Raw genomic sequence first — 13,204 nt, 5'->3', positions numbered from 1 at the left:
AAAGCTACATCACTCTGGATAGGTTTCTGTAGCAGTTGCACACATGCTAATGTTTCCAATAATTGGAAGGTCAATAGGGTGATCTGAATAGATTATACAAATGAACATATATTTATATGAATTATTAAAAAGTGAATTTCTATAAGTTTAATAGTCCGTTTTTTCAGCTTTATAAAACATACCTCCGTCTATGGAAATTAAATTCATGCAATATCCCTCCAGTATTAGACTGTCAAATTATTCATTTTATCCTAAGTAGAAATTTCTCTTAGAATAAGTAAAAACAGTATTACTTTAGAAAATTTGATTCCCTATTAGCTCAAAAATGGCACATGCCATTGATTATATTAAAATTAATAAATTAAATTTGACAATTTTTACATATGAACATATATTCATATGTAAAAATATATACATGTTAGGTTTTTATACATGAGTAATCAACGCGATCACAATCATAAATGTCATGATCATTCGCATGAAGGTCATGATCATTCGCATGAAGGTCATGATCATTCACATGTTCCTGATGTGAGTAACGGAAACGAAAGAAAAATTCTGATTTCGTTTTTTATCATTTTCGGGTTCATGCTTGTAGAAGCCACTGGAGGAATCATCTCTGGTTCACTCGCACTTCTGGCTGATGCAGGGCATATGCTTACAGATGCCGTTGCCTTAGGTTTAGCTTATGCTGCCTTTCGTTTCGGTCGCCGCATTGCAGATAATTCAAAAACATTTGGATACATGCGATTCGAAGTTATTGCTGGCTTAATGAATTCTCTTACATTATTCGCAATCGTTGGATGGATTATTTATGAGGCTATTGAACGCTTTCAATCACCTCAACCTGTCATGGCAGGACCGATGTTTATCGTTGCTATTATAGGTATGCTCGTTAACTTATTTGTTTTATGGTACTTAACAAGAGGCGATACAGAACATGTCAATGTTAAAGGAGCTATTCTCCATGTAATGGGCGATTTACTCGGCTCTGTTGGAGCAATTATTGCTGCCATAGTGATTTGGTACACAGGCTGGACTCCTATCGATCCAATTTTATCTGTTCTAGTTTCTTTACTTGTACTACGCAGCGCATGGTCTTTATTTAAACGTACTCTTCATATTTTACTTGAGGGTGCTCCTGAGAATGCTAATGCCCAAGAGATCACTGAATATCTTTTGAAAAATGTAAGTGGTATTGAAAAAATTACCCATATACATATTTGGATGATTACATCAGGTAGATCTATGGCAACGTTGCATGTCAAACCCAAAGATGGAGTTGACCTCGCGACATTAACTCTCAACATTGAGAATGAGCTAAAATCCAAATTTTCTATTGAACATCCAACTATAGCCATTGATTGGCAAGGCAATAGTACTTGTAGCTTAGAAAACCCAACTCAAATTGATCCACACGCTGGACATAATCACTAACCTTAAATCTTTATTGTTATTCACTGATGAGGAGACTTTAATGTCTGATAAATACTACAATTTAGGAGATTACCAGCGTCAAATAACTACGTCATCTCCTGATACTCAACTTTGGTTTGATCGTGGCTTATTATGGACATATTGTTTCAATCCGAGTGAAGCCATAAATTGTTTTAAGAAAGCTCTAGAACATGATGCAAAATGCGCAATGGCTTATTGGGGCATCGCCTTTGCATCTGGTCCAAATTACAATAAAGCTTGGCATTTATTTGATCCTTCAGACTTACAGAATACCATTCCATATATTAATGAAATTATGGAACAAGCAAAGTTAGCAGCGACTCATAATGCGACACAATTTGAGAAAGATTTAATTGATGCCCTTGCTCCACGCTTTCCAAAACACGTGACTATAGATGAACAAGACTTTCATGAGCTGAATTTTGCATATGCTCAAGCTATGAGATCATTTTATGAAAAATATTCTAATGATCTTGATGCAGCTGCAATGTTTGCAGATGCACTCATGTGCTTGAGCCCTCGTAAATTGTGGGATTTAGATACCGGTGAAGCCATAGGTTTAGGTACAGTTGAAGCTAGAAACGTGCTTGAAGTTGCTTTCACTAAACCTGGGGCAAATCGTCATCCTGTAATTAATCATCTCTATATACATTTAATGGAAATGTCACCTTATCCTGAAGTTGCATTGCCAGCTGCTGATAACCTTCGTAATTTATCACCTGATGGGTCACATTTAGCCCATATGTCCACACATATTGATAATGCATGCGGAGATTGGCGTCGAGTGGTTTATTCTAATCTTGATGCAATCGCAGCCGATGAAAGATATTTTTCTAGAGAAAAGAATCCAGGTGGTTGGAATATCTTGTATCGCGTTCATAATTTAATGGTAGGTGCTTATGGTGCAATGATGGCAGGTAAATCACAGGAAGCGTTATTTATGGCTCATCGTATCAATGACATTTTAACACCCGAAGTACTACATATCACTACACCGCCAATGGCTAATTTAACTGAAAGCCATTGCACAACACTACCACATGTTATGATTAGATTTGGCATGTGGGAAGATATTCTGAAACTTGAGCTACCTAAAGATAAAGGTCTATATAGTTCCACAACCGCAATGATTCACTACGCAAAAGGCATAGCATTTGCTTCATTAAGAAGAGTTAAAGAGGCCGAAAAAGAAAGAGAGTCTTTTATAAAAGCAGTAGCTAATGTATCAGAAGAGCGCTTTAACTCTATACCTGTTAAAGAGGTCGAAGCTTTAAAAATTGCTGCCAAAATGATTCATGGCGAAATTGAGTATCGTAAAGGTAATACGAAAGAAGCATTCGCAATCTTGCGAGAAGGCATTAAATTAGAAGATGCTCTTCCTTATTGTGATCCTCCAGCTTGGTTACAACCAGTTCGGCATGCATTCTGCGCACTTAATATGGAACAAGGAAACTTTGAAGTAGCAGCCCAAGAATATCGGATTGAACTGGGGCTAGAAGGTGACCTTGGACGTCGCCGAATTCGCCCTAACAATGTATGGAGTCTTCATGGACTTTATGAGTGTTTAGCAAAACTAGGTCTAGAGAAAGAAGCTCGAGATATTTCGCTGCAACGTGATATAGCACTTGCCTCGGCTGATATTAATATTGAAGCATCCTGTTTCTGCCGATTAAGTGCATTTGAAGATAACACTACAAGTTGCTGTTAAAAACAGATAGCACTTTCCTCAAATAGATATCAAGGCATATAGCTAGACATTTCTTAATTATATGCCCTTGATCTTAACTTTTTGTAGATGATACTGATAACTTAAATAAATGCATGATATATTTCTTGTTTAGAGTAATAAAAATAAAGAATTCCTATAACCCTCTTTCCCCTTAAAGTTATTTAATTTAGATATTTTTGCAATACATTACGTACTACTATAAATTAGTGCTCCTCACTAATATGACTTGCCATATCTAATAAAACCTGACTAACATGTAAATCATCAATCTCATAAAATACTTGTTTAGATTGTCTTTCGCCTTTGACTAAACGAGCTGAACGCAATAAACGAAGATTATGACTGACTAAAGATTGGGATAAATCAAGAGCATCACTGATTTCACCTACTGAACTAGGCCCCCGCATACAAAAAAGTAGAATTTTAAGTCGTGAAGCATCACCTAATAGCCGAAATGTTTCAGCTAAAGACATAATCTCATCTTGAGATAATGGTATCGGGTGATTATTAAAATTCATACTAATACTTAAATTCCTATTATTTAGAAAATATATATGTTTACATATTCTACCCTTGACCTTCCCATAATGGCAAGGTTTATGCTCTTAATAATTGGGTAAGCACTATAGGTATATCTTATGGGAAAGGCAACAGATAAGCTTTCTAATAATATGAAAGTTACATTAAAAATTGAAGGGATGACATGTGCCAGCTGTGTTGGGCGTGTTGAAACAGCACTCAAAAAAGTTGATGGTGTACAGTCTGCCTCGGTCAATCTAGCGACAGAACGTGCAGATATTGTACTTGATCAGCCTGTGGATCGTCAGGTACTGGTTCATGCCATTGAACAATCAGGTTATGACGTGCCCGCAAATAATATTGAATTATCAATTAAAGGCATGACCTGTGCTAGTTGTGTAGGTCGTGTCGAAAAAGCCCTTAAAGCCGTTGCAGGTGTAAAAGAGGCCAATGTCAATCTTGCGACTGAGCGTGCAACGGTCAGTGGTTCAGCAAATGTCGATGACTTGATTACCGCAATTGATAAAGCTGGTTACGATGCCACAGAAATTCAAGCTTCTATTCCTGACCAGACAGAGCTGCTTGAGAAAAAAGATCAAGAACGTGCTGAACTTAAGCGTGATTTGATTCTTGCAACCCTATTGGCTTTGCCTGTATTTATTTTGGAAATGGGATCTCACCTTATCCCTGGTGTTCATCAACTGATTGATCAAACTATTGGGATGCAGAATAGCTGGTATTTACAATTCATCCTGACCACGTTGGTTTTAGTTATTCCAGGACGAAGATTCTATCTAAAAGGTTTGCCTGCATTACTCCGTTTAGCACCTGATATGAACTCGCTGGTTGCGGTTGGTACATTAGCAGCTTACCTATTTTCTATTGTTGCCACATTCATACCCAACATCCTTCCCACAGGAACGGTAAATGTATATTACGAAGCTGCTGCGGTGATTGTGGCATTAATCTTACTGGGTCGTTTTCTTGAAGCAAAAGCCAAAGGGCGAACATCTGAAGCAATCCAGCGTTTAGTCAGCTTACAGGCCAAAACTGCCCATGTTTTACGCGATGGCCAAATGGTAGATATTGCACTAGACCAAGTGGTTGCAGATGACATTATCATTGTGAAACCAGGTGAAAGAATCCCTGTCGATGGTCAAGTCACTGATGGAAAAAGTTTTGTTGATGAATCCATGATTACGGGTGAACCAATCCCTGTTGAGAAAGGCATCGGCAGTGATGTGGTAGGCGGCACCATTAACCAGAATGGCACGTTGACCTTTACCGCTGTGGCGGTGGGTGGCGAAACTATGCTGGCTCAAATCATTCGTTTGGTTGAGCAAGCACAGGGTTCTAAAATGCCGATTCAAGCTGTGGTGGATAAAGTTACCTTATGGTTTGTCCCTGCGGTGATGATTGCCGCAGTACTTACATTCCTAGTCTGGCTTATTTTTGGTCCATCACCAGCCTTAACTTTTGCATTGGTTAATGCGGTGGCAGTGTTGATCATTGCCTGTCCTTGTGCAATGGGATTGGCGACACCAACCTCAATTATGGTCGGTACAGGTCGTGGTGCAGAGTTGGGAGTACTGTTCCGCAAAGGCGAAGCCTTACAACTGTTAAAGGATGCCAAAGTTGTTGCAGTCGATAAAACAGGGACATTAACAGAGGGTCATCCCGTACTGACTGACTTTGAAGTGACTCAATTCTTTGAGCGTGATTATGTCCTAGGCATGGTTGCGGCTGTTGAATCCCGTTCTGAACATCCGATTGCTAAAGCAATTGTTGATGCGGCAAAAAGTGAAAACCTGACTTTACCTAAAGTTGATACGTTTGATTCAGTCACAGGCATGGGTGTCTGTGCAACCATCAATGGTAATGAAGAAATCAATATTGGTGCAGACCGTTATATGGTTCAACTTGGTATTGATGTTGCTCCATTTGTTGCCACAGCTCAGCGTCTGGGTGATGAGGGTAAATCACCACTTTATGTTGCTGTCGATGGTGAACTGGCAGGAATTATTGCAGTTGCTGACCCAATCAAAACCACAACGCCAGCAGCGATTAAGGCTCTACACCAATTAGGTCTCAAGGTAGCAATGGTGACGGGTGACAATGCTCGTACTGCTCGGGCAATTGCCAAACAATTGGGTATTGATGAAGTGATTGCTGAAGTTCTACCAGAGGGTAAAGTCAGTGCGGTTAAAGAGCTGAAAGCAAAATACGGCAATATCGCTTTTGTGGGTGATGGGATTAACGATGCACCCGCTTTGGCTGAAGCTGATGTCGGACTTGCGATTGGTACAGGTACAGATGTTGCAATTGAATCTGCCGATGTCGTGTTAATGTCAGGAAACTTACAAGGTGTTGCCAATGCGATTGCCTTGTCCAAAGCAACGATTGGTAATATTCACCAGAACTTATTCTGGGCATTTGCCTATAACACCATGTTGATTCCTGTTGCTGCTGGTATATTGTACCCAGCCTATGGAATACTGATGTCCCCAATCTTTGCAGCAGGAGCAATGGCTTTGTCCAGTGTATTTGTACTTGGCAATGCATTACGTTTACGTCGATTCCAGCCACCATCCGTCAGTCAAGGCTAAGGAGGATATGATGAACATTGGTAAAGTCTCTAAAGCTTCGGGAGTTACCGCCAAGATGATTCGTTATTATGAGCAGATTGGCCTAATTCCTGCTGCGGGACGTAATAATGCAGGATATCGCTCTTACTCAGTAAATGATGTTGAACGTTTAAAGTTTATCAAACGAAGTCGTGAACTCGGTTTTTCAGTAGCGGAAATATCAGACCTACTCGATTTATGGAATAACCGCAGTAGACAGAGTGCTGATGTCAAACGCCTGGCTCAGGGTCATATTGAAAAGCTGGAAGAACGTATCAATGACCTACAGCAAATGGCGAATACTCTCAAGGACTTAATCGACTGCTGTGCTGGTGATAATAGACCTGATTGTCCGATTCTTGAAGGTTTGCAAGAGCCCCACAATGATATAAAGGACGTTCACCATCATAATGACCTGCTTTCCGTTTCACCTTTAACCCGAAAGAAATAGCAATAGGATATAGGGAGAAGTAAAATTAATTTTACTTCTCCCTATTTTTTATATTTATAACTATGAACTAAAATATGTCATTTCTTTTAGATACTTACATTGTCAAATAACTGCTAATTTAACATCACAAACATTCCTAAATATTGAGCTTATAATTCATTGCCCACAAAAAAGCGACTCAATAGAGAGTCGCTTTATCATTTCGTCCGTTTTTAACGAGGAGGAAAACCAGCCTCGGTTAAAGCCTCAACGATTTGCTGCTGTGTTGCAGTTGTTTCAACTTTTACACTACGATTGGGTGGTTCGGTGATGACCTTTGCATTGGCATCTATTGCTTGAATTGCTCTGGTTACACCACGGGCACAGCCACCACAAGTCATATCTTCAACATGAAATTCCATATTTAACTCCACTATTACTATTCAGGATGTGTTTAATATAAACCTTGCCATAATTGTAAGGTCAAGCATTAAAAGTAAAATTAATGTCCCTCAGATATATAATTGACTGTGTACTTAGGTATTTCTACCTCCAAGTTTTCATCTTGGACCTTAACCTGGCAAGATAGTCTTGATTGGGCCGTAAGCCCCCAGGCACGATCCAGTAAGTCCGCCTCTACATCATCCATTTCTTCTAAACTGTCGAACCCTTTTTTCAGAACAACATGGCATGTTGTACATGCACCTGATAAATCGCAGGCATGTTCTATGGGAATGCCATGATCCAATAAACTTCGACATAAATTACTTCCGCTTTCAATTTCAAGTTCCGCACCCTCTGGACAAATCTTTTCATGCGGAATAACTATAATTTTTGGCATATAACATAATCCTCAATTCATCAAATTTATAGATAAAACAAGGGGCTTTAAAAAGCCCCTCATTTAAAAGAATATCGAATAGAGAAGTATCTACTTATGTTTACTTAACCATTCATTCATCATCTTGATTTCTGATTCCTGGGCAGAGATAACATCTTCAGCAAGCTGGCGTACTTCTGGATCAGAACCATATTGAAGAACTACTTTTGCCATATCAATTGCACCTTGATGATGGGGGATCATGCCTCTCATGAAATCAACATCAGCATTTCCTGTAAATGGAACCATCATATCTGCGTGCATTTCATCATTGATCTTAATATATGCTTGAGTTGATGGGCTATCTTCATTTTTGCTGCCAGAATGATTTTTGTTTTTTGCCAACCATTCATTCATCATCTTGATTTCTGACTCTTGGGCAGAGATAACGTTCTCGGCAAGCTGACGCACTTCTGGATCAGAACCGTATTGAAGAACTACTTTTGCCATATCAACCGCACCCTGATGGTGAGGAATCATACCCAACATAAAGTCAGTATCTGCATTTCCCGTGAAATCAATACCCATTCCGCTGTGCATACGAGTATTTACTTCCATATAGGCATTTGTAGATGGATTATCTGTTTTAGCTGAACCATTCATATCATGGTGCATTGAATGGCTTTCATGTTTATTCTCACTCATTGAATTTTCCTTTGGAGCGTCAGAAGAGGAACACCCCGCACTAAATACAATCGCACCGATCATTAACATTGGAACAAAGTGTTTCATGGAGTTATCCTCTTACTACAATTATGAAAAAATAATGGGTAATAAGCTCGGAAGTTATTCTTTCATATCAGGTACATCATTACCCTTGATGTAGCAACTCTATTCTTTCCAATTATGGTAAGGTCAACACCTAATCAAATAAAAATAATTAAAAGAATAAAACAATTAAAAACAAATACTTAAAGACAATTAACTCCGTAGTGAGTCACAATAATCAATAGAATTAAAAAAATCACCTCCAATCACAAATAATATTTTTATATAAATATCAATGTGATATGTGTCTTCATGGTTTCACAATTATTTATTTGACTATTGGATGCACTACAAAAGACTACAAACATTCTCAAACTTTATACTTAAAAATTATCTTACTTCCCATCTTAAATTTGAGCATTTATGACAATAAAACCTTATTTATTAAAACCTTAAAATAATTATTAAGGTATAATTATTTTAACCATAACTACTATTTTTTGAGTTTCACAATGTCTGAAATTGATTTTTATAAAAGATTGAACAGATTAGAGAAAAGACGAAAAGGTACTGACCTTACATACAATGCTTTTGATAGTGTAACAGCAGGCGTAACTTCATTTAATGAGTTTGATGAATTAAAACGTACAATAGAAAAATGGCAGATTGTATCAGACAAACCATCTATCCGTTATGCAGTAGGAGCAATGCAAGAAGTTAGTAAACGTTACACAGAAATCAGTATTGAAACTGCTAAAAGAATTGAAAAACAATTAGAGCCTAGGCTACTAAATAATCATAACATTGTCACAGAATACAGATTACAAGGGTCAGTTCCCCTAAATATTCATATCAAAGGTGTAAGTGATGTTGATTTACTTGTACTTAACAAATCACATTATCGTACAGAGGGTTATTTAGGTACTTTACGTCATGATGATATAAAAATATTAAGAGAACTCAGGAACGCGTGCACTTATGAATTAAGACAAGCATATCCTGCCGTAACAATTGATACTACTGGTGCTAAATCTATAACTTTAACAGGTGGATCACTTCCTCGGGATGTAGATGTTGTACCCTCTCATTGGGTAGAAACATATGAGTACCAACAACAAAAGCACCTTTATTTAAGAGGAGTCAATATTCTAGATAATAAAACTCCTACTACATTGATGAACTTACCTTTCAAGCATATTTTTTATATAGATTACAAATGTAAATACTATGCTGATGGAGGATTGAAAAAATCTATCCGCCTTTGTAAAACAATAAAAGCCGATTTAGTTGAAGAGGGCAAAGTAATTTACTTAAGTAGTTTTGATCTAGCCTCTATTATGTATCATTCCAATCTAGAAAATTTAAAGAAAGGTAGAACAAATGCTTTAGCAATAGTTCTTGAAACAAAAAGATTTTTTGATTATCTGTATCATAACCCAAACTATAGAAATAGCTTATATACACCTGATATGACCAGAAAAATATTTGATAGTTATCAGAAAGAAACCTCTCTCACAACAATGAGCATTGCCTTAGATAAACTCGTTACGGAAATACGTAAAGATTTGGGTTACCTATATGACGAAACCATTGGCTCTTATCCATTAGTTATCTAATTTTTCCCATAACATTGTTCCCATGGTTCTTCGACCAGTAACATTATAATATTTAGCACTGGCACTTTTATTGTCTTTATGAAGTGTCAGCTCTACAAATCCTCGATGGATACGTAACTCTTCATGATCTAAATCTTTTGGTTTGTTTTCATAACTATAAAGAACTTTGTATTCTTCAATTTCGTCATAAATAATTGCAGCAGAAATACTGTCAGATGTGGAAAATTCTGTTTCTAATCTGATTCTTACTTTATCCCAACTTTGTAAAATTGTTACTTTTCCAATCCACTCTCTATTGTGCTTAATCATTTCAGAATTTTCTTCTTGGTAATCAGAGATACCTTTACATGACCATTCTCCCGAAATATCAGGATATTTCAGAATCTTGAAAAATAAACCTGTTTTCCATATCCATTTATCAAATAGAAAATAAAAAGTAAGAAATAATAAAGCAGTGATAGCACTAGAAATGATGACATTCCAATAAGGAGACAATCCACCCAAGAACTTCAGTAAAAAGTAAATCAATATCCAAGATATAAACGTAGCAAGTGAATAAACATATTTCCCTGCATGAGACCTATTGAATCCATTATGAACACAATATTCATGACCTAATTGCCCCATACATACCCTCTGGAAGCCCAAAATTCAGTTTTAACTTTATGTAGCTACATTAGCGTTATATGGTCCAGTTATACAAGCAATTTAGGTATCCAATATTGCTGATCACCAAACCTCACTTCAAAGCCATCATTCAGCCCCCTATAATTAATACTATCCATTTGATTAAAAAAGGATTTATCCAAATTATGAAAATACATCAATCCTAACTTTATCCACTCTAGTTCATTAAAATTTTCCTCTGGGGCTTTCATGATGGCCAACAATTGTTTTTCCAGTTTCTTCATATTACTTTTTTCTGTTATTTTTTCATCTAGTACCCATGACGTATCAAGGTTCGTATCATAATTCTTGTTTAAAAAATTAAGAAAGCCAACAATAGCGCAAGCTTGTCCAGGGGACTTAAATAAGTAATATTTTACATGCCACATTGTTGGTAAATCTAATCGTGATTGACTTACCAACAGCATTAAAGCAGATGCTGGTTTCATGGCTAAACGGGCAGAACGTATACTCGTTTTCCCTAAATCCATTTTATTTATTAAAACCTGATAATAGTTCTGAAGAATTTGGGCTGAAAGCGATGAACCAGGACATGAGTTCGCCAGTTTTCTCAGTTGGTCAAATTCAGAACAGTGGCCTTTAGATTGGGTATCTATATGCAGGTGATGTACTGCAACCAACCACCGGATGGGCAGCTCATATTTGCGTAAACCACTTGTTCTTAGTCTATGTAATAAAGAGTCATTGTCTGGGATCTGATCTCCCCAAAGATCACTGGTCTTTTCAAAAAAATGAATATGTTTACGAATTAGTAATGCAGCCTTATGCGGTCCAACCTCATGATCAAGCCAATTCATATAATCTTTAAAGTAACCTTTGAGGCTTGGATTTACTAATGTATTAACCAGTTCCTTAATCCTATTCCCCAATATTCTTCGCCATGTACATAATTCACAGTATTTCCCATATCCAGCAGGAATCTGTTGCTGGCAAGTTAGACATTGAAGTGGTGGACAGGTCAAACATTTCTTACAAAGCATTTTGCCTGACACAACATCCTGTTCAATCAACCTATATCTTCTACAACTTTGGCATGTCTGGTAATCACGGGTTGCACACTTTGGGCAAACTCTTAAATTATCTCCAAAACGGCTGATACGAGATAAGCGTTGTGATGTCACACCACACCGTTCACAAGCTTGAAACTCTCTAAAATAAACTGAACAACTATTACAAACAGGGCCTTGCTCCGTTATTTTTCCTATAGGGTAATCAATACGCTGACATCTAATGCAAGGTCTATTGGTTTCACATTGTTGGCAAACGGCCAAGTTATCAGCTTTATATAATCTGGAACTTTTACCACACGACGGACAATCCTGTTTTTTAAAAACTCGTACATAGCACTTATGGCAATAGTTACGCTGTTTATAAAGTCGGTGTATCTTTTCAACCGCATCACCACATTCATCACACTGAGGCATGGTGTTGTCCCCCCAAAAGTTACCCTAGTTTTCTTTTTAATCTTAAAAACTTGCGTATTACAGTCTCCTTACTTTTAGGTTTAAAGGTAGCTACCAATGCTCTCTTTGGAGGGTAGTTCCGATAAATCGAGCCTAATTGTTCTTCAACAGGCCTTAATATGGCTGGCAACTGGTTTCTCTTATCCCAAAATGAAGACCTGTTCATATTTAAAGATTTTGCTGTTTCAATAAACTTTTCCTGGGGAATAATGAGTAATTGATAAATACAGGAAAATAGCCGTTCTCTCTCGGTAACTGGAAGTTGGTTAACAGCCAATCCATTCGATATAAGCTCAGGATGGGGCACCTGAATTCTGAGTTGTTCAAGAAAAGCCCATCCTTTTCCATTTACTGAGCCAGCTAAAGCTTTTCTAATAAATTGTGAAAATAACTTAATCACCGTTAACCAATCAGTTACTGAAATCAACTTGTCTTGATAGGTTGCACAGCCTTGTTCCAGGAATTGATCAAAGATTTTTTGGAATGCCAAGGCATGACAATCCACAAGGCTTTTATTAACCTCCAATAGACTTTTTTTACATATTGAACAGCAAGTCATAACCTGATCAGGGGCTTCAAGACGTCTAGGTTGAATAGCATTATGGCAATGAGGACATTGATCATGTAAATGCTGATTATGTTTTATACAACCTGTATGCCAGGCAAAACGCCAAGGCAGACGGAAATAGGCAACATTATCCTCAGATAGACACTCAGGACAATATTGCCAGCCACCTCGATGCTTACGGTTTCTTGTACCTAATACCAAGTACCATGCATCAAGAGTTTGATTATCCAGATTATATTTAATTAAAAAATTGCGAAGCGTAGCAGAATTAAATTGGCTTTCATCAATTTTTGTCGTATTGATCAATACCTGTACTTGCTCTGCACTTAAACCACGATCTACATCTACAGACCAGATTCGCCATTTGGGCCAAAGTACTCCAGTTAAACTTAATGGGTCACAACCACTGTCAAGTGCGGCACGTATCAACCAAGAAGATAATGCCTCATCTTGCTTTAAGTCCGTGGGAATAAACCATGAATGGATTTCTGTTGCACTTATCATACCTAGTCCTCCACATTG

The 13,204-nt window shown here is 37.5% G+C and carries 12 protein-coding genes; 5 read left to right on the top strand and 7 right to left on the bottom strand.

Annotated elements, in window-relative coordinates:
* Positions 1-432: 432 nt before the first annotated feature.
* Together G4D73_RS10590 and G4D73_RS10585 are read left to right on the top strand one after the other, a co-directional pair.
* Positions 433-1,437: a cation diffusion facilitator family transporter gene (locus tag G4D73_RS10590; protein WP_023187986.1), complete on the top strand. Its 1,005-nt coding sequence runs from the start codon at positions 433-435 to the stop codon at positions 1,435-1,437.
* Positions 1,438-1,477: 40 nt separating this feature from the next.
* Positions 1,478-3,166: a hypothetical protein gene (locus G4D73_RS10585; RefSeq protein WP_023187987.1), complete on the top strand. Its 1,689-nt coding sequence runs from the start codon at positions 1,478-1,480 to the stop codon at positions 3,164-3,166.
* 224 nt (positions 3,167-3,390) lie between these two features.
* Here G4D73_RS10585 and G4D73_RS10580 read toward each other — a convergent pair whose 3' ends face one another.
* Positions 3,391-3,705, bottom strand: coding sequence for an ArsR/SmtB family transcription factor (locus G4D73_RS10580; RefSeq protein WP_023187988.1), 315 nt, complete (start codon positions 3,703-3,705; stop codon positions 3,391-3,393).
* 120 nt (positions 3,706-3,825) lie between these two features.
* Between G4D73_RS10580 and G4D73_RS10575 the strand changes: the two genes are divergently transcribed.
* Together G4D73_RS10575 and cueR are read left to right on the top strand one after the other, a co-directional pair.
* A complete protein-coding gene (locus G4D73_RS10575) occupies positions 3,826-6,312 on the top strand; it encodes a heavy metal translocating P-type ATPase (RefSeq protein ID WP_036595798.1) in 2,487 nt (828 codons plus the stop codon).
* A gap of 10 nt (positions 6,313-6,322) precedes the next feature.
* Positions 6,323-6,781, top strand: a complete 459-nt coding sequence (gene cueR / locus G4D73_RS10570; protein ID WP_023187990.1) for a Cu(I)-responsive transcriptional regulator — start codon at positions 6,323-6,325, stop codon at positions 6,779-6,781.
* Positions 6,782-6,993: 212 nt separating this feature from the next.
* Here cueR and G4D73_RS10565 read toward each other — a convergent pair whose 3' ends face one another.
* The 3 genes from G4D73_RS10565 to G4D73_RS10555 form a co-directional block, all read right to left on the bottom strand.
* A complete protein-coding gene (locus G4D73_RS10565; RefSeq protein ID WP_000394310.1) occupies positions 6,994-7,182 on the bottom strand; it encodes a heavy-metal-associated domain-containing protein in 189 nt (62 codons plus the stop codon).
* An 80-nt stretch (positions 7,183-7,262) separates the two neighbouring features.
* Entirely contained in the window at positions 7,263-7,601 is a 339-nt protein-coding gene (gene fdx / locus G4D73_RS10560) for an ISC system 2Fe-2S type ferredoxin (RefSeq protein WP_001124186.1), read from the bottom strand.
* 90 nt (positions 7,602-7,691) lie between these two features.
* Positions 7,692-8,372 (bottom strand): DUF305 domain-containing protein, encoded by a 681-nt coding sequence (locus G4D73_RS10555; protein WP_000680279.1) that lies wholly within the window; start codon positions 8,370-8,372, stop codon positions 7,692-7,694.
* A 488-nt stretch (positions 8,373-8,860) separates the two neighbouring features.
* Here G4D73_RS10555 and G4D73_RS10550 point away from each other — a divergent pair, with 488 nt between their 5' ends.
* On the top strand, positions 8,861-9,964 hold the full coding sequence (locus tag G4D73_RS10550; protein ID WP_001289337.1) for a hypothetical protein: 1,104 nt from the start codon (positions 8,861-8,863) through the stop codon (positions 9,962-9,964).
* On the opposite strand, the gene G4D73_RS10545 is transcribed toward G4D73_RS10550, so the two are convergent.
* The 3 genes from G4D73_RS10545 to G4D73_RS10535 all read right to left on the bottom strand — a co-directional run bounded on the left by G4D73_RS10545 (position 9,953) and on the right by G4D73_RS10535 (position 13,186).
* Positions 9,953-10,591, bottom strand: a complete 639-nt coding sequence (locus tag G4D73_RS10545; RefSeq protein ID WP_000530048.1) for a hypothetical protein — start codon at positions 10,589-10,591, stop codon at positions 9,953-9,955. The two genes, G4D73_RS10550 and G4D73_RS10545, sit on opposite strands and share 12 nt — an antisense overlap.
* A gap of 68 nt (positions 10,592-10,659) precedes the next feature.
* The gene (locus G4D73_RS10540; RefSeq protein WP_004777765.1) at positions 10,660-12,075 is read right to left on the bottom strand and encodes a hypothetical protein; all 1,416 of its coding nucleotides are present in this window, start codon (positions 12,073-12,075) and stop codon (positions 10,660-10,662) included.
* A 19-nt stretch (positions 12,076-12,094) separates the two neighbouring features.
* Positions 12,095-13,186: a TniQ family protein gene (locus G4D73_RS10535; protein ID WP_000622362.1), complete on the bottom strand. Its 1,092-nt coding sequence runs from the start codon at positions 13,184-13,186 to the stop codon at positions 12,095-12,097.
* Positions 13,187-13,204 lie beyond the last annotated feature (18 nt).

Source organism: Acinetobacter sp. WY4 (assembly GCF_018438165.1).
Lineage (GTDB): Bacteria > Pseudomonadota > Gammaproteobacteria > Pseudomonadales > Moraxellaceae > Acinetobacter.
Note: the sequence above shows the minus strand (reverse complement) of the source record. Positions and strands in the feature narration are given on the sequence as shown.